This is a genomic window from Ensifer sp. 1H6, from assembly GCF_001976035.1.
Classification (GTDB): Bacteria; Pseudomonadota; Alphaproteobacteria; order Rhizobiales; family Rhizobiaceae; genus Ensifer; species Ensifer canadensis.
On record NZ_MOAI01000014.1, the window covers coordinates 41,485 to 61,499 of the forward strand.

At 62.3% G+C, this 20,015-nt stretch carries 16 protein-coding genes, 1 other RNA gene and 1 pseudogene; 8 read left to right on the forward strand and 10 right to left on the reverse strand.

Annotation, left to right across the window (positions count from 1 at the left end; translation table 11 throughout):
• Positions 1 to 5: 5 nt before the first annotated feature.
• The 7 genes from rsmH to BKP54_RS17645 form a co-directional block, all read right to left on the reverse strand.
• Positions 6 to 1,031, reverse strand: a complete 1,026-nt coding sequence (gene rsmH / locus BKP54_RS17615; RefSeq protein ID WP_025427735.1) for a 16S rRNA (cytosine(1402)-N(4))-methyltransferase RsmH — start codon at positions 1,029 to 1,031, stop codon at positions 6 to 8.
• Between the two features lie 14 nt (positions 1,032 to 1,045).
• The gene (gene mraZ / locus BKP54_RS17620) at positions 1,046 to 1,486 is read right to left on the reverse strand and encodes a division/cell wall cluster transcriptional repressor MraZ (RefSeq protein WP_025427736.1); all 441 of its coding nucleotides are present in this window, start codon (positions 1,484 to 1,486) and stop codon (positions 1,046 to 1,048) included.
• Positions 1,487 to 2,074: 588 nt separating this feature from the next.
• Positions 2,075 to 2,474, reverse strand: an RNA gene (gene rnpB / locus BKP54_RS17625) — RNase P RNA component class A.
• Between the two features lie 97 nt (positions 2,475 to 2,571).
• Positions 2,572 to 3,762 (reverse strand): FAD-binding oxidoreductase, encoded by a 1,191-nt coding sequence (locus BKP54_RS17630; RefSeq protein ID WP_084814689.1) that lies wholly within the window; start codon positions 3,760 to 3,762, stop codon positions 2,572 to 2,574.
• Positions 3,763 to 4,093: 331 nt separating this feature from the next.
• Complete coding sequence (locus BKP54_RS17635; RefSeq protein WP_025427738.1) at positions 4,094 to 4,621, reverse strand: transglycosylase SLT domain-containing protein; 528 nt, start codon at positions 4,619 to 4,621, stop codon at positions 4,094 to 4,096.
• A 228-nt stretch (positions 4,622 to 4,849) separates the two neighbouring features.
• A complete protein-coding gene (locus BKP54_RS17640; protein WP_025427739.1) occupies positions 4,850 to 5,614 on the reverse strand; it encodes an N-acetylmuramoyl-L-alanine amidase in 765 nt (254 codons plus the stop codon).
• The gene (locus tag BKP54_RS17645; RefSeq protein WP_025427740.1) at positions 5,611 to 6,318 is read right to left on the reverse strand and encodes a DnaJ family molecular chaperone; all 708 of its coding nucleotides are present in this window, start codon (positions 6,316 to 6,318) and stop codon (positions 5,611 to 5,613) included. The genes BKP54_RS17640 and BKP54_RS17645 overlap by 4 nt, the downstream gene beginning before the upstream one ends.
• Positions 6,319 to 6,724: 406 nt before the next feature.
• On the opposite strand from BKP54_RS17645, the gene BKP54_RS17650 reads away from it, so the two are divergent.
• The 3 genes from BKP54_RS17650 to BKP54_RS17660 all read left to right on the forward strand — a co-directional run bounded on the left by BKP54_RS17650 (position 6,725) and on the right by BKP54_RS17660 (position 9,778).
• On the forward strand, positions 6,725 to 7,939 hold the full coding sequence (locus tag BKP54_RS17650; protein ID WP_025427741.1) for a pyrophosphate--fructose-6-phosphate 1-phosphotransferase: 1,215 nt from the start codon (positions 6,725 to 6,727) through the stop codon (positions 7,937 to 7,939).
• A gap of 94 nt (positions 7,940 to 8,033) precedes the next feature.
• Positions 8,034 to 8,669: a LysE family translocator gene (locus BKP54_RS17655; protein WP_025427742.1), complete on the forward strand. Its 636-nt coding sequence runs from the start codon at positions 8,034 to 8,036 to the stop codon at positions 8,667 to 8,669.
• A gap of 116 nt (positions 8,670 to 8,785) precedes the next feature.
• A complete protein-coding gene (locus tag BKP54_RS17660; RefSeq protein ID WP_057211119.1) occupies positions 8,786 to 9,778 on the forward strand; it encodes a lytic transglycosylase domain-containing protein in 993 nt (330 codons plus the stop codon).
• A gap of 38 nt (positions 9,779 to 9,816) precedes the next feature.
• Here BKP54_RS17660 and BKP54_RS17665 read toward each other — a convergent pair whose 3' ends face one another.
• Entirely contained in the window at positions 9,817 to 11,172 is a 1,356-nt protein-coding gene (locus tag BKP54_RS17665; RefSeq protein ID WP_057211116.1) for a serine hydrolase, read from the reverse strand.
• A gap of 64 nt (positions 11,173 to 11,236) precedes the next feature.
• Positions 11,237 to 12,799 carry an EAL domain-containing protein gene (locus BKP54_RS17670; protein ID WP_057211114.1) on the reverse strand — a complete coding sequence of 521 codons (1,563 nt, stop codon included), beginning with the start codon at positions 12,797 to 12,799 and terminating at the stop codon, positions 11,237 to 11,239.
• 177 nt (positions 12,800 to 12,976) lie between these two features.
• Between BKP54_RS17670 and BKP54_RS17675 the strand changes: the two genes are divergently transcribed.
• The 5 genes and pseudogenes from BKP54_RS17675 (at position 12,977) to BKP54_RS17695 (ending at position 18,561) form a co-directional block, all read left to right on the forward strand.
• Positions 12,977 to 14,227, forward strand: coding sequence for a DUF3419 family protein (locus BKP54_RS17675; protein ID WP_025427745.1), 1,251 nt, complete (start codon positions 12,977 to 12,979; stop codon positions 14,225 to 14,227).
• Positions 14,224 to 14,882 (forward strand): annotated as a pseudogene (locus tag BKP54_RS17680) (class I SAM-dependent methyltransferase); the annotation flags it as partial. The gene BKP54_RS17675 and the pseudogene BKP54_RS17680, both read left to right, overlap by 4 nt.
• Before the next feature lie 195 nt (positions 14,883 to 15,077).
• Complete coding sequence (locus BKP54_RS17685; protein WP_025427747.1) at positions 15,078 to 15,863, forward strand: glycoside hydrolase family 25 protein; 786 nt, start codon at positions 15,078 to 15,080, stop codon at positions 15,861 to 15,863.
• Between the two features lie 153 nt (positions 15,864 to 16,016).
• A complete protein-coding gene (locus tag BKP54_RS17690) occupies positions 16,017 to 17,210 on the forward strand; it encodes a lytic murein transglycosylase (RefSeq protein WP_025427748.1) in 1,194 nt (397 codons plus the stop codon).
• A 412-nt stretch (positions 17,211 to 17,622) separates the two neighbouring features.
• The gene (locus BKP54_RS17695) at positions 17,623 to 18,561 is read left to right on the forward strand and encodes a DMT family transporter (RefSeq protein WP_025427749.1); all 939 of its coding nucleotides are present in this window, start codon (positions 17,623 to 17,625) and stop codon (positions 18,559 to 18,561) included.
• Positions 18,562 to 19,073: 512 nt separating this feature from the next.
• Here BKP54_RS17695 and metF read toward each other — a convergent pair.
• Positions 19,074 to 20,015: a methylenetetrahydrofolate reductase [NAD(P)H] gene (gene metF, locus BKP54_RS17700; RefSeq protein WP_025427750.1), complete on the reverse strand. Its 942-nt coding sequence runs from the start codon at positions 20,013 to 20,015 to the stop codon at positions 19,074 to 19,076.

Below are 20,015 nucleotides of genomic sequence, written 5' to 3' on the forward strand. Positions count from 1 at the left end.
CTCTCTCAGCCCCCCAACCGTGCAAGGCTCGCCAGTTCCGGCAGATTGAAAATGGATAGATCGTTTCCCGGCGATGGCGCTTCCGTGCGGATACCGGCTCTGAGCTTGGCAGACCGGGCGCGCGGATTGAGGGACGCTTCTTCCTCGCTGGCGGCCACCATAGGCTTTCCAACTGGTGTGAAGGTTGCCGCACGCGCGGTCACCAGTGGCAGATGGCGCGAACCCGCAGCCTTGCCCGAGCGATCCTGGAAGAAAGCCTTGACGATCCGGTCTTCGAGCGAATGGAAGGTGACGACCACGAGACGGCCGCCCGGCTTCAGCGCCCGCTCGGCGGCAAAAAGCGCCTGGGCGAGTTCGCCGAGTTCATCGTTGACGAAGATGCGCAGCGCCTGGAAGACGCGGGTTGCCGGATGGATCTTGTCCTTGGCCTTGCGCGGAGTGACGATTTCGATCAACCCGGCGAGATCGCGGGTGGTTTCGAACGGCGTTTCGGCCCGGCGCTTTTCGATGGCGCGGGCGATGCGGCCCGACTGCTTTTCCTCGCCGAGGAAACCGAAGATGCGGATGAGATCGGAAACCTTGGCCCGGTTGACGACGTCGGCGGCAGAAACGCCGGCTGCCGACATGCGCATGTCGAGCGGGCCCTTCTTCTGGAAGGAGAAGCCGCGCTCGGCCTCGTCGATCTGCATCGACGACACGCCGATATCGAGCACCACGCCGTCGAGACTGCCGGCGGGCGCATGCTCGGCGAGCTGCGAAAAACGGGAGTGAATGAGCTTGAGCTTACCACCCGCGGCCGCAGCCATCGACTGGCCCGCGGCGATCGCCGTCGGATCGCGATCGAGCGCGATCACATCGGCGCCAGCATCGAGGATGGCGGATGCATAACCGCCGGCACCAAACGTGCCGTCGAGAATGACCTTGCCGGGGGCCGGATCGAGCGCCGCGAGAACCTCGCTCAGGAGGACGGGAATGTGACGGACCGGTCCGCCATCGGCTTCAGAAGTTCCTCCGCCTTGTTCCGTCACCATTCCGCCTCTCCATTCTATTCCGGACGCAACCCCCGTGATTTGCGCCCTTCCCGGGCCGCCGCTTGCGCCTTTGCAAAGGCCTGCGGCTCCCAGAGCTGAAAATAATCGCCCCGCCCGACGAACATCACGTCGGTCGAGATACCGGTGAAGTCGCGGATGAAATCCGTCACCATCAACCGACCTTCCGGATCGAGCTTGACGAAGACCCCGCCCCCGTGAACGAGCAGCGACATCTCGTTGGCCGCCGGAGAAAAAGGATCCTCGGCCGCCATCTGCCTCTCGAACCGATCCAGGAGCTCCGGCCCACCGACGCTGATCGCCGGAAAGACGAAATCCTGGAAGCAGTATAGCTCTCGAACGCCTCCATCCGACAGCACGGAACGAAACGCCGAAGGCACGGACACCCGCCCCTTTGCATCGATCCGATTGGTAGCATTTGACAAGAAGCGGTTCATGACGCGAAACGGCCGCCCAAGACTGACGGGCCATTATCATCGACCCGCGGGAACACTCGACCACACCCACAAAACGCCCCCGCCGGACACCAACATGTCCGCCCATCTCCCGAAGCCGGGAGACACTGGAATTTTGCGATGACGGGCCACGACGCGGCCCTTGCGCAGTACCATTATGGGATATCATGGGACCATATGGGCGTCAATGGGATTGGCTCTTGAACAGCTGGGTAGCTGATCAAATATTGATAGGTTGTTAAGTTTAACGAAGGGTTACGAAAGCACCCCCGATGCCTCGCAATGCGACGGCCAAACGGCTTCAAATCGTTGGGAAATCGGAATATCAGCAAGATTGCAGCCAAGCGGGCGGACGGCGCTGCGGCCATGGTTTTCGCGTCCTAGCTGGCACAAAGAGCAAAGGACGTCAGCCGAACTTGCGCTGCCCAAAGCCTCGCTGCTGCTAAGAGCATCGCCGTCTACTGCATGTATCCTTAAATCGTATTCGATTTAAGGATACATGCAGCAATTCGAAGTGCTACCGCGACCTTTGCGCGTCTAACAAGACGCGCGGCGCTATAGAAGGAAGAAATCGCCAGTTGGCCTGTAAGCCGGGTTCTGTATGGCCCCATTGCCCGAAGACAACGGAACGTGGCAGCCATTCATCTGGGACTACGTTTGCACGCAGCCTCTTGCAACCCACCCGGATGACTGGCCCGGAAACAGGCTGGACGCTTGCGCGCCCGCGTCATCCCTATTCGGTCTTGCTCCCGGTGGGGTTTGCCGTGCCGTCCATGTCGCCATGTCCGCGGTGGGCTCTTACCCCACCCTTTCACCCTTACTCCGCAAGCGGAGCGGTTTGCTTTCTGTGGCACTTTCCCTGAGGTCGCCCTCGCCGGACGTTATCCGGCACCGTATTTCCGTGGAGCCCGGACTTTCCTCCCCCCGCGGCCTTTCGGCACTTGCGGAGCGCGGCTGCCCGGCCAACTGGCAGGCGGTCCTTAACCGACCGGGAAGCCGAGCGCCAGAGAAAAACGGCGATCTCGACGTTTCGGCTTTGGCACGCCGCCACACTTTTACTTCAGTGCTTAGCGGAACGAGACGGCGAAATCCGTTTCATAGGCCGGATCGTCGATCCGACCATCCATCACCAGCTTGGCGCCAAGCCGACCGATCTCGTCGGAGCTTTTCGCCGCCTGGCCGTTACCACCCGTGACGACGGCAATACGATCGCCGCCGGCAAAGCCGATATAGGGAAAGCCGTGGCGGGTGAACGACGTCACGCAGGGGCGGAAATGCGTCGAAGCGGGCTTGAAGCCGGGCATCACCTCGGCGAGCAATCCGCCCATGTGTTCCGCTGCTCCGGCGCCGGCGCTGCCCCGGAACCACGCCCGCACCTCGGGCTCGCTCTTGAGAATGCGGTCGGTCGGATCGCCGCCGATCTTGATGTAATGCTTGCCGTCGGCATAGGCGACCGGCGGCAGCAGGTAGTAGCTCTTCGCCTGCTCCGGCGACGCACCGATCAGCGATGGCATATGGTCATAGGTTGGCAGATCGTCAGCCGCGACCTCCGCGAAGAACACGGTGCGCGCCTTGACGACGAGGTCGATCGGTCGGGGAAGAAGCGTGTCGGAAAGGGAAAACCCGCCGGCGGCAACGATCACGCGTCCCGCAGTGAGTGTTGCGCCCTCTGTCGTCGTGACGACGACGCGGTCGCCGGCCTCGGATACGGACGCCACTTCGCTGCGGACAATCCGGGCGCCGGCCTTTTCCGCACAGATCGTCTGCGCCAGAACGAGCGCATGTGGATTGATGTAGCCGGCCCCTTGCGCCTCGTGGATGCCGGCAAAGCCCTGGGGGAAACGGAACCAGGCAAAGCGTTCGGACAGTGCATCTTCGTCCAGAAGCGGCGCCTCGACGCCGAGCGCGGCGCGAGCCTTGGCGACCTTCTCGATATAGTCGTAGCTTCCGCCCGGCGCCGGGCCGGCGATCAGGCAGCCGACTTCCGCATAGAAATCGATGCCGCTTTGCCCGGCGATCTCTCTGTAACGGTCGATGGAACGCTTGGCGAGACGCGCCCAGACGGGATCGTCGTCGATCGTGCGGGTGATTCGGGCATTGTCGTAATGGCTGGAAAAGACGCCGCCGTGATTGGCCCAGTCGCTGGGCTCGTCCGGCCCGACCAAGGCCACCCGTGCGCCGGAAAGCGCCAGGTACCGTGCTGCGGCCGCCCCCATCATGCCCTTGCCGACAATGATGAAATCAAAGCTTTCCGACATGTCCGTCCCCATCATCTCGATCAGGCGGAGATAGCATGTCAGTGCAGTTATGACACTGCGGGGGCATCACATTTCGAAGTTCGCCGGAACGCGAGACCTGTCCGGCTGGAGCATCTGCCACCGCTCAAGGACGGTCAGCGGATGATGCTCGGTATTCGATAGAATACAATGCCCCTTACTGCATAATTCCTTAAATCGGATCCGATTAAGGACGAAATTATGCAGCAAGTTTAAAGTGCTACAGCGACCTTTGCGCGTCTAATAAGACGCGCGGCGCTGTAAAACATGCTTTGCGCGCACGACCTGGTGCGCGCCATACGGACGGCATCACTTAGTCGATGATGCTCTGGACCTTGCCGCAGTAACGCTTGGAGACCGGGTTCATGCGCTTGGCAGCGTGGCCGGCATTGTACTTCAGGATGGTGCCGCAGGTGGTGCCGCCGGAAAGCTCATGCGCCACAGCAAGATACTTCATGCCGAACTTGATGTTCGTTTCGGGATCGTAGAGACCCTTGGAGGAGCCGGAATAGCCCATCATGCGCGCCGTCGCCGGCTTGATCTGCATCAGGCCGATTTCGCCGGCACTGCCGCGCGCCATGGCATTGAAATTGCTTTCGACCTTGACCACCGCATGGGCCAGGTCCGCCGGAACGCCGTACTGCTTGGCGTAGGACTGGATCAGGATTGTGTACTGCGTGCCTTCTAAGATTTCCGGTTTCGGGTAACCTGTCGTCCGTGTAACTGACTTGAGGGATGAGGTCTTGATGGTCTTGTCGATATTCCCCGCATACGACGTACCAATCCCGGCGAAGAACATGCCAAAGCATGCCGCCACCGCAGCAACAGACGATATTCTCATGTAGTTTGAAGTCTCCGGTCTGGGGAATGGGCGGCACGGCGCACCCCGCCGTTCAAGCCTCACTTCCCGATCGTTTCATTGACAGGAAATGAGCGTTGCGCCCTGACGTTCCCTGCAGTTCCAATCAGCGGCAAATGAATGCCGCATCATGGTAAACATGTGGCAACGCAGCAAATTTGTGCGACAAAAGACCGGGAAAGCTAATTTAGCACGCAAAAATTTTGCGCGTCAGGCACCAAACTGCGGTAGTCCCGCAAGCAGACGGTGCAACGTATCGAGGGTCGAGATATCGGCGATGCCGTCGACCCTTTCCTGGCGAAAATGCCGTTGGAAGGCGGCGACGGCGCCCTCGGTTTTTTCGCAGAATTCGCCAGTGACTTCAATGCCGTAACCATAGAGCGACAGCATGGACTGGATCGCCTCGACCGGTTGGCCGTGATCGCCGCGCTGAAAAAAGCGACCGCCGCCGATCGGCGCCGGCTCCACCCAGTGCCCGACGCCCTCGCGATGCAGGCGATCCCACGGAAATTTTTCACCCGGATCGACCTTGCGAATTGGCGCAATATCGCTGTGTGCGAGGACCCGTTCCGGGGCGATCGACCACCGTTCGCCACAGTCCCGACACAATTCGACGACCGCAGCGATCTGTTTTTCGGGAAAATCCGGTAGCCCGCCGGGGTGACCGGCGTTGGCGATCTCGATGCCGATCGAGCAGGAATTGATGTCCGTCTCGCCCTTCCAGAAGCTTTTGCCCGCATGCCAGGCCCGCAGCGTCTCCGGCACGAGCTGGTCGACGCGACCGTCCTCGTGGACGAAATAGTGGCTCGAAACCTGGCTTTCCTGGCGGCACAGCCATTCGAGCGCAGATTTCGCCGTCGGCATCCCAGTGTAGTGAAGCACGATCATATCGGGCACCCGCGCATCCGCACGGTCGCCGAAGTTGGGCGACGGCATGAAACGTGCACCCGAGTAGTCGCAGTATTTCGACGTCATGCGGCGCGGCGTTCTCTCTCGATCGCCTCATAGGCGGCGTTCAGCGCGGCCATGCGGTCATTGGCGATCGCATGGAACTCTTGCGGCACGCCACGCGCAACCAGCATGTCCGGATGGTTCTCGGACACCAGCACGCGGTAGTGCTTGCGGATCTTAGCAAAGTCGTCCTTGGGCGAAACGCCGAGCACCTGATAGGGATCGCGGCCGTCGCTGTGCACGTGGCGCGCCATGATCCGTTCGAAATGCGCTTCGTCCATGTGGAAGATCTCGGCGACCCGCATCAGGAAGGCCAGTTCCTTTTCATGCACCGCGCCGTCGGACTTGGCGATGTGGAACAACCCGTCGATGATGTCTTCCAGGATCGGGCAATTGCTCTCGCAGGACGAGCAGAGCGACGCCATCTTCTCGGCATAGGCTTCGAAACCGGCGACGTCCTGGCGCGCGAGGTTATAGAGACGGGCAACATTCTGGGCCTGATCGGCGGGAAACTCGAAGATATCGCGAAAGGCCGAGACCTCCGCCTCGGTCACGACGCCGTCGGCCTTCGCCATCTTGGCCGAAAGCGCGATCATCGCCACGGAGAAAGCCACCTTGCGCCGGGTTTCCGGGTCGCCTTCGAACAGTGTGCGCACGGCCTCGACCACACCGGCAAGTGCGTTGCCGGTGGCGGTGACGATTTTGAGGAGGCTATCCCAGAATGACATGCACGATTTTCCTGTCTCTCCAGCCTATAGCATGGACTATTGTGGTGGCAAATTGCAAGCGGTGGCCTGCGGCGAACCACGGGAATGACGAATTTGTGATGGCCCCTCACTATTGTCAATCCGTTGCGGTAACGTTGCGCCAGCGCGAGGGTTCCCATCTGTTCCCTGGGGAACAGGTCAGCACCTTCGGGAAGAGGCTCAACCCCCTGCCCCACAGCGGGTTGGCGCCGAGCCTGCCTCTTGCCGCCGCGGTTTGCGCGGCATCATGTCCACGGTCGTTTTCGAGACCGAGGCGACAAAACCCAAGCACTTGCCGACCGGACATCCACAGACCTGTCATTTAACTTCCATCGGATTTACGCTAGAGAGGCCCCACCAATTGCATGCCGAATCCCGAGGAGGAAACATGGCCAAGAAGAAAGTCGCAATGCTGACGGCCGGCGGGCTGGCGCCTTGCCTGTCATCCGCCGTTGGTGGCCTGATCGAACGCTACACCGACATCGCGCCCGACTACGAGCTGGTGGCCTACCGCTCCGGCTACCAGGGCGTGCTGCTTGGCGACCGCATCGAGATCACCAGGGACATGCGCGAAAATGCGCATATCCTGCACCGCCACGGCGGCTCACCGATCGGCAACAGCCGCGTCAAGCTCACCAACGCTGCCGACTGCGTCAAGCGCGGCCTGGTCAAGGAGGGTGAAAACCCGCTGCGCGTCGCTGCCGAGCGCCTCGCCTCCGACGGCATCGGCATCCTGCACACGATCGGTGGCGACGACACCAACACCACCGCCGCCGACCTTGCCGCCTATCTCGGCGCCAATGGCTACGACCTGACGGTCGTCGGCCTGCCGAAGACGGTCGACAACGACGTGGTGCCGATCCGCCAGTCACTCGGCGCCTGGACGGCCGCCGAACATGGCGCCCGCTTCTTCGATCATGTCAGCAACGAACAGAGCGCTGCCCCGCGCACGCTCGTCGTCCATGAAGTCATGGGCCGTCACTGCGGCTGGCTGACGGCGGCAACCGCCCGCTCCTATGTCCAGATGACTGAGGACAAGCAGTTCGTCGACGGCTTCATGATGAACAAGCAGCTGAAGAACATCGACGGCCTCTACCTGCCCGAGATCAAGTTCGACCTCGAGGCCGAGGCCGAGCGGCTGCGCGCCGTCATGAACCACTCGGGCTTCGTCACGCTGTTCGTCAGCGAAGGCGCCTGCCTCGACGCGATCGTCGCTGAGCGGGAAGCTGCCGGCGAAACCGTCAAGCGCGACGCCTTCGGCCACGTGAAGATCGACACCATCAATGTCGGCAACTGGTTCTCCAAGCAGTTCGCGGCCCTTCTCGGCGCCGAGCGGTCGATGGTGCAGAAGTCGGGCTACTACGCCCGCTCCGCGCCGGCAAACGTCGACGATCTCCGCCTGATCCAGAGCATGGTCGACCTGGCGGTCGAAAGCGCGCTTAACAAGGTCTCCGGCGTCACCGGCCACGACGAGGATCAGGGCGGCAAGCTGCGCACCATCGAGTTCCCGCGCATCAAGGGCGGCAAGCACTTCGACACCTCGACGAAGTGGTTCGGCAACGTCATGGATGTCATTGGCCAGAAGTGGCAGGCGGAAGACTGATCAGAGATCTCTGATTAACAGTTGACGGCTCCGCGCCTTGGTGGCTCCCTCCCGAGATCAGTCTCGGAAAGCCCTCAAGCGCGGAGCCTTTTTCATGTCGTTCGAACACTGGTTTGCCTTTGCCGCTGCCTCTGCAGTGCTGCTCGCCATTCCCAGCCCGACCATATTGCTCGTCATTTCCTATGCGCTCGGCCATGGCCGCAAGACGGCGGGCGCGACGGTTGCCGGCGTGGCGCTCGGTGATTTCACCGCCATGACCGCATCGATGCTCGGGCTCGGCGCACTGCTCGCCACCTCCGCTGCGGTCTTCACCGTGTTGAAATGGGTGGGGGCCGCCTATCTCGTCTGGCTCGGCATCCAGCTCTGGCGGGCACCGGTTGCCGGAAGCGAAGGTACCGGTGAGCATGCGCCCGCCAAGGAACGGCCGCTGCGCATCTTTTTCCATGCCTATGCCGTCACCGCACTCAACCCGAAGAGCATCGTCTTCTTCGTCGCCTTCCTGCCGCAGTTCCTCGATCTGTCGCAGCCGCTCTTTACCCAGATGGCGATTTTCGAGGTAACGTTCCTGACGCTCGCCATCCTCAACGCAAGCCTCTATGCAGCGCTTGCGACCGCCGCCAAAAGCACGATTTCGAAGCCGAATATCAGGCGGATCGTCAACCGCACGGGCGGCTCGCTGCTCATCGGCGCCGGGCTTCTGACGGCAACCATGAAGCGGGCGTCGGCCTGAAATTCGCTCGTGCGCTTGCTGCGCGACGCCCCATGGGTTAATGGAGATTCACGCATGGCGGCTAATCGCCGTTGATTTGCCGGGGCTGCGGGGCCCAGAAGCACGAAAGTGACAGCATGCCGAAATTCCGTATTTCCCTTTCAAAACAGACGTTTGGCGTGGCAGCTATTCTGTCGGCGACACTCGTCTCCGGGTGCTCGACTGTCGAGCATACCTCGGTGGAAGAGCTTACGGCCGTGCAGACGGTCACCCCGCTTGCAAAACCCGGCACCGAAATGACGGCCTATGCCCTTCCGACACCGGATGGCGCGGCAACCGCGGCATCCGCTGCCCTGTCGGCACAAACGGCCGGCATGGCAACCACCTTTCCCGTCGGCACTGATCTCGCGCAGGCCGCCGGTCCGGCACCGACGGTCGTCGCCGTTCCCGGCGGCAAGCCGGGCGCAGCGCAGGCCGTCGCCATGGCGACGCCGGTAGCAGCTTCTGCCAATGCCGCTGTCCTGCCGGAAAGCGCATCCGCCCTCGTCTCGCCGAAGACGAGCCGCGTCCAGGATCTTCCCGTTTCGACGCTTGCCGTTGCTGCCGCGATGGAATCGGACTTCGACACCGGCGAGCCCGTCGGCCTCGAAACGCTCGTCGCCAACCGCATGATCGTGCCCACCGAAAAGCCGAAGATGGGCGTGATCGGTTCGAGCGTCGCCGCCGTTGCCAGCGTCATTCCCGATTCGATGAAGCTGACCAAGGCGCCGACCAGCTCGCGCCCGGAACTCGACAAGCTCATCAAGCATTACGCCGACCTCAACGGCATTCCCGTCGAGCTCGTGCACCGCGTCGTCAAGCGCGAGAGCAACTACAACCCGCGCGCCTACAGCAAGGGCAATTACGGTCTGATGCAGATCCGCTACAACACCGCCAAGGGGCTCGGCTACGAAGGCCCGGCCGAAGGCCTGTTCGATGCGGAAACCAACCTGATGTATGCGACCAAGTACCTGCACGGCGCCTGGATGGTTGCCGACAACAAGCACGACGGCGCGGTCAAGCTCTATGCCAGCGGCTATTACTACCACGCCAAGCGCAAGGGCCTGCTCGAAGAACTCGGCATGAAATAACGACGCCGGATCGTTTTGGTGAACGTTTCAGGAGGCGCTCAATCGAGCGCCTCTATTATTTTGGCGTTGAGCTGCTGCACGTCGTAACCACCGCGTGACGGCGTCAGCCCCAGGCGCACGACCGCAAGGCGAAGCGAAGGCACCAGCAAGATCGCCTGCCCGTCATGCCCGAGCATCCAGAAGGCATCGGCAGGAAAGACGCCTGTGCCGGCGCGAACCCCATTCTCCTGCAGCCACACCTGGCCCGCGCCATATTCGCCGCCGGATGCCTTGGTCGGCGTCCGCATGAAAGCGACATAATCCCTAGGCAACAGCCCCCTACCCTTCCAGTTGCCGTCCTGAAGCAGGAATTGCGCAAAACGCGCCCAGTCGCGCGCCGTTGCATACATGTAGGACGATCCGACAAAGGTGCCGCTGGCATCGGTCTCGAGCACCGCACTCGTCATCCCGAGCGGCAGGAACAGGGCATCGCGCGGATAGGCAAGCGCTGCGGCGGGGTCGTCGAAGCTTTGCATCCAGAGCCGCGACAACAGCGTGCTCGTGCCGCTGGAATAGCTGAAGGTCGAGCCCGGCTTCGATGTCGCCGGCTTGGCTGCGGCGAAGCCCGCCATGTCCCTTTCGAGATAGAGCATGCGCGTTACATCGCTGACATTGCCGTAGCCCTCGTTGAACTCGAGGCCGCTCTCCATTCCCATGAGGTCGGCAAGCCTGATCTTGGCGCGCGCGTCGCCGCTCCATTCCGGCAGCAGGCCGGCGCGCGTCACGTCCATGTGCCCTTCGGCGACGCGCATGCCGATCAGCGCTGATGTCACCGATTTGGTCATCGACCAGCCGAGAAGCGGCGTCGAGCGATTAAAGCCCGCGCCGTAGGTCTCGGCAATCAGATGTCCGTCGCGCACCACCGAGATCGCGCGCATGCCAGGACCGGCAAGGTTGCCATCCTCGATCAATGCCTGAACGGCCGGATCGATATCCGCCTTGTCGCCGTCCGGCCAGGAGACATCGGCCGATCGGGCGATGTCAGGCGTCGACGGCTCCACCGCGGGAGCCAGGGCAGCGAGATCGTCGTCGGAAACGTTGGCGCAGCCGAGCCCTGGGCGATAGACCGCATGGGCCGGGGCGGCAAAGCCGAAGATGCGGGCAGACACCAGCCGCTTCTCCCGGTCGACCGAGACGCTGATGAATTTCAACAACGGATGGCCCGGCGCCTGGACGTCGTCGGCAAGCACCGCCTGCCCGTCACGCCCGGCGATGAAGACATTCGAGCAGACGATCTTGGCGGCGTAGCCATCGCCGACCTTCAGCAGCCCCGGCGGCGCCACGGCCAGCCACCCACCGACGCAGGCAATGGCCACGACAACAGCAGCCCCGACAGTTTTCAATACGCGTGCCATCGCATTCTCCCGTCTGACGCGAGAGAGAGAAGCAGCATTTGAACGAAAGGAAAAGCCCTTGCCTTTATGCGAGCCGACGGGCGTCTTCGCCGTCCCTATCGCGCAACAGGGCTGAGAGGTCGCGCGCGGGCAATGCCGGGGATATCCATGGCCCCCAGGCTTCTACAGCGCCTGCGGTGCGGGCGCAGTCCATTTCGCTTTCCCTGGCGATGCCGCGCACCGCCATCGGCAGCCGCAGCACCTGCCCTGTCTTGACGAGGCAGGCGAGCAGCGCGACGCTGCGCTCGCTGCCATGCGACCTGCGGATCGCCGGCAAATCCACAGTCAGTTGGTCCGGCTTAAGCTCCCCGACAAGGTTGAGCGGCAGCGAGGCAGCAGCGCCACCGCTCAGCGCGATGCGCACGCCGAGCGCACGCAGACCGTGCAGATTTTCACTGATCAGCCCCATATCGCCGGTCGAGGACGCTTCTGCCACCTCGATCGTCAGCCGGCCGGGCGCCAGTCCCGCCTCGTCCAGGCACGCCTTGATATGGCCGAGGAAATCGCGATCCCGCAGTTGCAGCGCGAGGGGTGCCACCGTCAGGCCGACCGGCGATGGCCAGCTCGCCGCCTGCCTGCAGGCCTGCCGAAGGGCCCAGTTGCCGACCGAGAGTGCCAGTGCTCCCTGTTCGAGCGGCTCAACAAAAGCCTCCATGTCGATGACGCCGCGGACCGGGTGCAGCCAGCGCAGCAATGCTTCGAAGCCGCGGATGGCGCCGCTCGCTGCACCGGCGATCGGCATGTATTCCAGAAAGAATTCCCGCTGGGCGACCGCGCGGGCAAGGTCGCGCTCGGCCTCGGCGCGCATTTCCGCGGCTCGCGCAAGGTGCGGCGCGTAGATGACATGGCTGTTACCGCGCATTTCCTTGGCTTCGTAGAGCGCCAGGTCCGCCCGCTTCAACACGGAGCCGGTCGACAGGTCGCCTGGTTCCAGGAACGTAACGCCGATGCTGCAGCCGGATGCCACTTGGCCGTCCGAAAGATCGAACGGCGCGTCGAACAGCGCCTTCACCCGGCCGGCAAGCGCCGCGACCTCGGCATCCGACGGAGAACCCGGACCAAGCAGCACGAATTCGTCGCCACCGAGCCGATAGACCGTCGCCTCGCCGGAAAACGCCCGCCGCAGCCGAGTGCCGATGCCGCTCAGCAACCGGTCACCGGCATCATGGCCCATCGTGTCGTTGACCGCCTTGAACCGGTCGAGGTCGATGAGCAGCAGCGGCCTGCGCTCGAATGCCGTGCCATCGGAGCGAAGCGCGCGAAGCACATCGGCCTCCAGCGCCGAGCGGTTTTCAAGCCCGGTCAACCGGTCGCGGTGAACCTCGTTGCGCAGCCGCCGCTCGGCGCGGCGCGCGGCGCGCAACTCGCGCTCCAGCCGTCGTGAATAGGACCAGCGGTAGAAAGAGGCACCGGCGACGAAGGGCATGACGCCCGCCGCAAGTGCTCCGGAAAAATTCCAATGTGTAAAGGATCCATCCGTGAACAACGTTTCCGTGGTCAGCCAGATCGCTGGAAACAGTGCCCCCAGTGCCGTGCCGGCAGCTGCAAATCGCTGCTCGGGCTTCGGCAGAAACGTTCTTAACATCATGTCGACGCCCCCCGAATATAGGGAGGAGCTAGCACGCCAGGGTTTAATGAATTCTTATGGGTGAAAAATCGTAGTCGGCATTTTTTGTGCGGCGCAGCAGCTGTGAAAAAACCCGTCATCAAAGTGTAGCCGAGTCACTTTAGAAGCGGCTAAGTTTCAACTGGATGAGCGGCAGAGATGACCGAACTTGCCCCTGACGTCGGCTTTGGCAGAAAAAATCCCAAGCTAAAAAACGCCCTCCTGCAACACAAGACCCTTTCGCTTGCCGGCCTGTCCGAGCGCCTGTTTGGCCTGCTCTTCTCCGGCCTCGTCTATCCGCAGATCTGGGAAGACCCAATCGTCGACATGGAAGCAATGCAGCTTCGCCCTGGACACCGCATCGTCACCATCGGTTCCGGCGGCTGCAACATGCTAACCTACCTGTCCGCCGGCCCTGGTCGCATCGACGTGGTCGATCTCAATCCGCACCACATCGCGCTCAACCGGCTGAAGCTTGCCGCCTTCCGCCATCTGCCTGCTCACAAGGACGTTATCCGGTTCCTGGCAACGCAGGGCACGCCATCGAACGTGCAGGCCTTCGACCTGTTCATCGCCCCGAAGGTCGATCAGGCCACCCGCAGCTACTGGAACGGCCGCAGCGTCACCGGGCGCCGGCGCATCGGCGTCTTCGGCCGCAACATCTATCGCACCGGCCTGCTTGGCCGCTTCATCGCCGCAAGCCACATCCTGGCGCGACTGCATGGCGTCAATCCGGAAGAGTTCGTCCAGGCCAGCTCCATGCGCGAGCAGCGCCAGTTCTTCGACACGCGACTGGCGCCGCTGTTCGAGCGCCCGTTCATTCGCTGGATCACCAGCCAGAAGAGCTCGCTGTTCGGCCTCGGCATCCCGCCGCAGCAGTTCGACGAGCTGGCGAGCCTGAGCAACGACAAGTCGCTTGCCTCCGTGCTTCGCCACCGCCTGGAAAAGCTGACCTGTCATTTCCCGCTCAAGGAAAACTACTTCGCCTGGCAGGCCTTCGCACGCCGCTATCCCCTGCCGCACGAAGGCGAGCTTCCGGCCTACCTGCATGCCGGCAACTACGAGACGGTCCGCGATCGTGCCGAATGCGTCGAGGTCCACCACGCCAATTTCACCGAGCTTCTGGCGAAGAAGCCGGCAGGATCGGTCGACCGCTACGTGCTGCTCGACGCCCAGGACTGGATGAACGACCAGCAGTTGAACGATCTCTGGACCGAGATCACCCGCACCGCAGACGCAGCCGCGACAGTGATCTTCCGCACGGCCGCTGAAGAGAGCATCCTTCCCGGCCGCCTCTCCACGGCTTTGATGGAGCAGTGGCACTATGATGCCGAGACATCGCTGAAGCTCGGCAACGCCGATCGCTCGGCCATCTATGGCGGCTTCCACATCTACCGGAAGAAAGCATGAGCGGGGTGGAGCACGCCGAGATCAGCCACCAGCGGCGCATGGACCAAATGTATCGCTATCAAAGGCACGTCTACGATCTGACGCGGAAGTATTATCTCTTCGGCCGCGACACGCTGATCCGCGAGCTGAACGCGGGCGCGGGCGCCTCCGTGCTCGAAGTCGGGTGCGGCACGGGGCGCAACCTCGCGCTCATCGGAACGTGCTTTCCCAAGGCCCGGCTCTTCGGCCTCGACATCTCCGCGGAGATGCTGGCCTCCGCGGAAACCAAGCTCAGCCGCCGCGGCAGTTCGGCGGCCACGCTGCGCATCGCCGACGCCACCAGCTTCCAGCCCCAGCTTTTCGGCGAAACCGGTTTGACCGGATTGTCATCTCCTACTCCCTGTCAATGATACCGGACTGGCAGGGCGCGATCGAAGCGGCGATCGACGCGCTGAACCCCGGCGGCTCGCTGCATATTGCCGATTTCGGCCAGCAGGAGCGGCTGCCGGCAAGCTTCCGCCGCCTGCTGCGCGGCTGGCTGACGCGCTTCCATGTGACCCCGCGCGAAACACTGTTCGAGGTGCTGGGAGAGCGGGCAAGACGCGACGGCGCACAGCTCGAGCGCCGGGCCATCGGCCGGGGTTATGCCTGGCTTGCGGTCTACCACCGCCCGGCCGTAACAGCGGCGTCAGTGACAAATCCGGCCGCTGCACGGCTTGGCGACCGAAGTGCTGCCGCAATTCCCGCTTGAGCTAACTCAATTTTTACGATGATATGGTGAAAATGAGGTTCACGCCTCACTGGGGGACATCACCATCATGAAAGCCATCGTGTGAGGCAGGATCGTCGTTCGTTTCGAAACAGGACCTCCATGCGCCGGCTTCTTCTGGCACTGCTGCCCATTGCCACTCTCCTTTCCGCCTGTTCGTCGACCGACTACGATCTGTTGCAGACCGCATCGATCCCGCCGCGCTTCAGCGATACCGACCCGCAGGATTTCGGTGGCCGCACGCCGCACCACCACAACATCCACGGCATCGACATCTCCAAATGGAACGGCGATATCGACTGGATGAAGGTGAAGAATTCCGGCGTCTCGTTCGCCTTCATCAAGGCGACGGAAGGCAAGGACAGGGTGGATACGCGCTTCAACGAATATTGGCAGCGCGCTCGCGCCGCCGGCATTCCCTATGCGCCCTATCACTTCTACTATTTCTGCTCGACCGCGGATGCCCAGGCCAACTGGTTCATCGCCAATGTGCCGAAGAGCGCCGTCTACCTGCCACCGGTCCTCGACGTCGAGTGGAACGGCGAATCCAAGACCTGCCGCCACCGCCCATCGCCGGACGAGGTCCGCGTCGAGATGAAGCGCTTCATGGACCGGCTGGAGGCCCATTACGGCAAGCGGCCGATCATCTATACCTCTGTGGATTTCCACCGCGACAATCTCGTCGACCAGTTCAAGGAGCACCACTTCTGGGTTCGCTCCGTCGCCAAGCATCCGGGCGAAGTCTATGTCGAGCGCCGCTGGGCATTCTGGCAATATACCAGCACCGGCGTGATACCGGGCATTGACGGCACCACCGATATCAACGTCTTTGCCGGCTCGGCCAAGAACTGGAAGAATTGGGTCGCCGCCGTTTCCAAGCCGGGATGACGACAGCCACGGTTCTGTGCAGAAGCGCGGCAAACCGACCCATTTTCTTCTTTCCGTCATAATGCTCTGAGAGAGCAGCAGCAGATTGCATCTTTGGTACATTGACCGCCAGCGGCGGCGCTTCGCGCCCTGCGGCGACAGAAAGGAATTATGATGATCCTCAAAGCCCGGCATGCTCTTGCATCCGTCGCGCTCCTCGCGCTGACAGCCTCCCCCGTTCTCGCGCAAGCGCCGGCATGCGGCGGCGATCTTGGCGCCTTCCTGCAAGGCGTCAAGGCGGAGGCGGTCGCCAAGGGCGTTCCGGCCGACGTCGTCGACCGTGCGCTCGCCGGTGCCGCCATCGACCAGAAAGTGCTGAGCCGCGACCGCGCCCAGGGCGTGTTCAAGCAGACCTTCACCGAATTCTCCAAACGCACCGTCAGCAAGTCGCGGCTCGATATCGGCGCGCAGAAGATGAAGGAATATGCCGACGTCTTCGCCCGTGCCGAAAAGGAATACGGCGTGCCGGCCCCCGTCATCACCGCCTTCTGGGCGATGGAGACGGACTTCGGCGCCGTTCAGGGCGACTTTAACACCCGCAATGCGCTGGTGACCCTTGCCCATGACTGCCGCCGGCCGGAAATGTTCCGCCCGCAGCTCATCGCCGCCATCGAGATGGTTCAGCACGGCGACCTCGACCCGGCAACGACGACAGGCGCCTGGGCCGGCGAAATCGGCCAGGTGCAGATGCTGCCCGAAGATATCATCGCCTATGGCGTCGATGGCGATCGCGACGGCCACGTCAATCTCAAGAAGAGCTCGCCGGACGCAATCCTGACCGCCGCAAAGTTCATCCAGAGCCTTGGCTTCAAGGCCGGCCAGCCGGCGATCCAGGAAGTCAGCGTTCCCGAGCAGTTGCCTTGGGAAAAGACCGGCCTGCAGCCGGGCATGAAGGCGAGCGACTGGTTCGCGCTCGGCGTCAAGCCGCGCAACGGTGACACCGCCTTCGGCAATCTCGAAGCCTCTCTGGTGCTGCCGCAGGGCCGCAAGGGCGTCGCCTTCCTCACCTACCCCAACTTCAACGTCTATCTCGAGTGGAACCAGTCGTTCATCTACACGACTTCGGCTGCCTATTTCGCGACCCGCCTTGGCGGCGCCCCGACCTATGAGGGCGGCAATCCGGAACCGGGCCTCGACGACACCGGCATGAAGGCGCTGCAGGCCAAGCTGCAGACCCTTGGCCACGACGTCGGCAAGGTCGACGGCATCCTCGGCTCGGGCACCCGCGCAGCATTGCAGAAGGAACAGCTGCGTCTCGGCCGTCCCGCCGACGGCTGGGCAACCCTGGAACTGCTGAACTCGCTGTAAACGCGATCTTCCGGCCGGATTTTGGCCGGGCGACCATTCGTCTGTCCGCTTCGATCGAAACCGGCCGAAGTGGACAGACGTTCTCCCTTATCGAACGATCCTACAGCGCCGCGCGTCTTATTGGACGCGCAAAGGTCGCTGTCGCACTTTGAATTGCTGCATGTCTTTGTCCTTAAATCGAATAGGATTTAAGGAAACATGCAGTAGACATCGATGCTTGGCGCTTTCGCGCACCGCGGATGGCAAGAAGTGGGTGGTGCACTTCAACGCGCCGCGCTAGATCTGTGTGACGCCTTTTCATGCAGCCTTTCAGACGCCGGAGGCATGCAGCGGAGAAAGCGCCCAATTCGATTGCGCATCCCGACTGGTCGATTTGACCGACAGCGGCCGCGCAGAAAGCGCGAGCAGACCCATGAACGCACTAGGACAGACCGGCAGCCAGCAGATGACGATGCGGACCTGGGCGCTTCTCGCCCTGCTTGGGCTCATCTGGGGCGGATCGTTCTTCTTTGCCCGTGTCGCCGTCGCGCACGTGCCGCCGTTCACCCTGGTGTTCCTGAGGCTCGGCCTCGCCGCCCTGGCGTTGCATCTCTACATCCGCAGGCGTTTCGGCATCTATCAGGCGCTCGCCAGCCGCTGGCGCGAATTCCTGCTGATGGGCCTGATCAACAACGCCATCCCACATGCCTTCATCTTTCTCGGGCAAACCCAGATCGGCGCCGGCTTGGCGGCGATCCTGAATGCAACCACGCCGGTCTGGACCGTGATCATCGCCAACATGGCGACCGACGACGAGAAACTCAGCTCCGCCAAGATCGGCGGCTGTTTGCTCGGCCTCGCCGGCACCATCGTGCTCATCGGGCCAAGCGCCATCGCCGGGCTTTTCGGCAACGCCAGCAGCGTGCCGCTCTGGGCGCTGATGCTGCCGGTGCTTGCCGCCGTCAGCTATGGCCTGGCGGCAACCTATGGCAAGCGCTTTCGCGGCCTTGCCCCGCCGGTCACCGCGGCCGGCCAGTTGACCGCCTCGACGCTGATGATGCTGCCGGTCGCAGCCCTCGTCGATACGCCCTGGGCCCTGCCGATGCCGCCGCTTGACGCGACGCTTGCCATCCTGGCGCTGGCGCTCGTCTCCACCGCCTATGGCTACATCCTGTTCTTCCGCATCATGGGCGAAGCCGGCGCCACCAACGCCTCGCTGGTCACGCTTCTCGTCCCGCCAAGCGCAATCCTGCTCGGCTATCTCTTTCTGGGTGAGACGCTGCAGCCAGCGGATGTGGGCGGTATGGCGCTGATTGCCGCCGGCCTTGCCGTTTTGGACGGCAGGATCTTGCGGATGAAGCGCGCCGCATAAGAGGAATCGAACAAGCCGGATACGGCAGAAAGCGTGCCCTTTAGAAGCACTCACGCACGGTTACAAGCGTTTACATTAACCTTCCGGCAGTGATTGTGAAAAAAATGTGGCGGCATAAAATGCGATTTAATTTCAAAACATTAGCCCTGTTGACAAGGCAATTGTGATCACGCGTTTTCGCACTGCAGCACAAGTTTCCCTTTCAAGCGCCGTTAATTCGCCCTATGTTTTAACCGTCAGCGCAAGGAGGGTCTTCGATGGGACTTACACATTCGTTGAATGTCCTCATGATTAGTGCAGCGTTCGTATTCGTGGCCACAATGCTCTTCATCTGAAGTCAGGCCGCTGAGAGTCCAAACCGAAATAGGGACTTTAATTTTCCGGAAATCCAATTTGCGGCAGAAATTTTTGGGCTAGATCGACAAGAGCAATCTGCCCCGACGCTGCAGGAAAAAAGAAAGCGCATGAAGGACACCTTCATGCGCTTTCGCTTTTTCGGATTGTTTTGCGTTCTACGCCGCCGCACCGGCAAACGCCTTCAGCGAGATATCCTCGCCCCGCGACGCCTCGTCCGCACGCTCGAACCCGACGAGATCGCAGACGGCCGTGATCAGCGGCGAACGGTTCATCGTATAGAGGTGGAAGTCCCTGACGCCGCGGCGGGCAAGATCGACGATCTGCTCGGCAGCAATATGCGTCGCCTCCTTGAAGCGCTCGGCCGGCTGGCCTTCCAGATGCGAAAGGCGGGTGACGATCACCTCCGGCACGCTGGCGCCGCAAAGACCGGCGAACTTCTGCACCTGACCGAGATTGTTGATCGGCAGGATGCCGGGCACGATCGGGATCTCGATGCCGGTCCGGCGGACGCGCTCGAGGTAGCGCTCGAAATCGTCGTTGTCGAAGAAGAACTGGGTAAGCGCCCGCGTCGCGCCCGCATCCACCTTGCGCTTCAGCATGTCGATGTCAGCCGCCACATCAGGGCTTTCCGGGTGCTTTTCCGGATAGGACGACACAGAGATTTCGACGTCACCACGATCGCGAAGCGCCCGCACGAGGTCGGAGCTGCTCTCGTAACCACCGGGAAAGGGCTGATAGGTGCTGCCGATGCCGCCCTGCGGATCGCCGCGCAATGCGACGAAGTGCCGAACGCCGAAAGCGAGAAATTCGTCGATAACAGTGTCCACCTCGGCCTTCGGCGCGCCGACGCAGGTCAGGTGCGCGGCCGTGTTGGCAAAGCCCTTCTCCTCGATCATCCGTCTGACTGTTGTCAGAGACCGCGCCTTGGTCGAACCGCCGGCCCCATAGGTGACAGTGACGAAGGCGGGACAAAAGACCGAGAGATCTTCCGCAGTCTGAAAGAGCTGTGCTTCCATCTCGTCGGTCTTGGGGGGGAAATATTCGAAGGAAAGCCGCAGATTGCCGCGCTCGGCGGGATAAAGCGTCTGTGCCGTCAT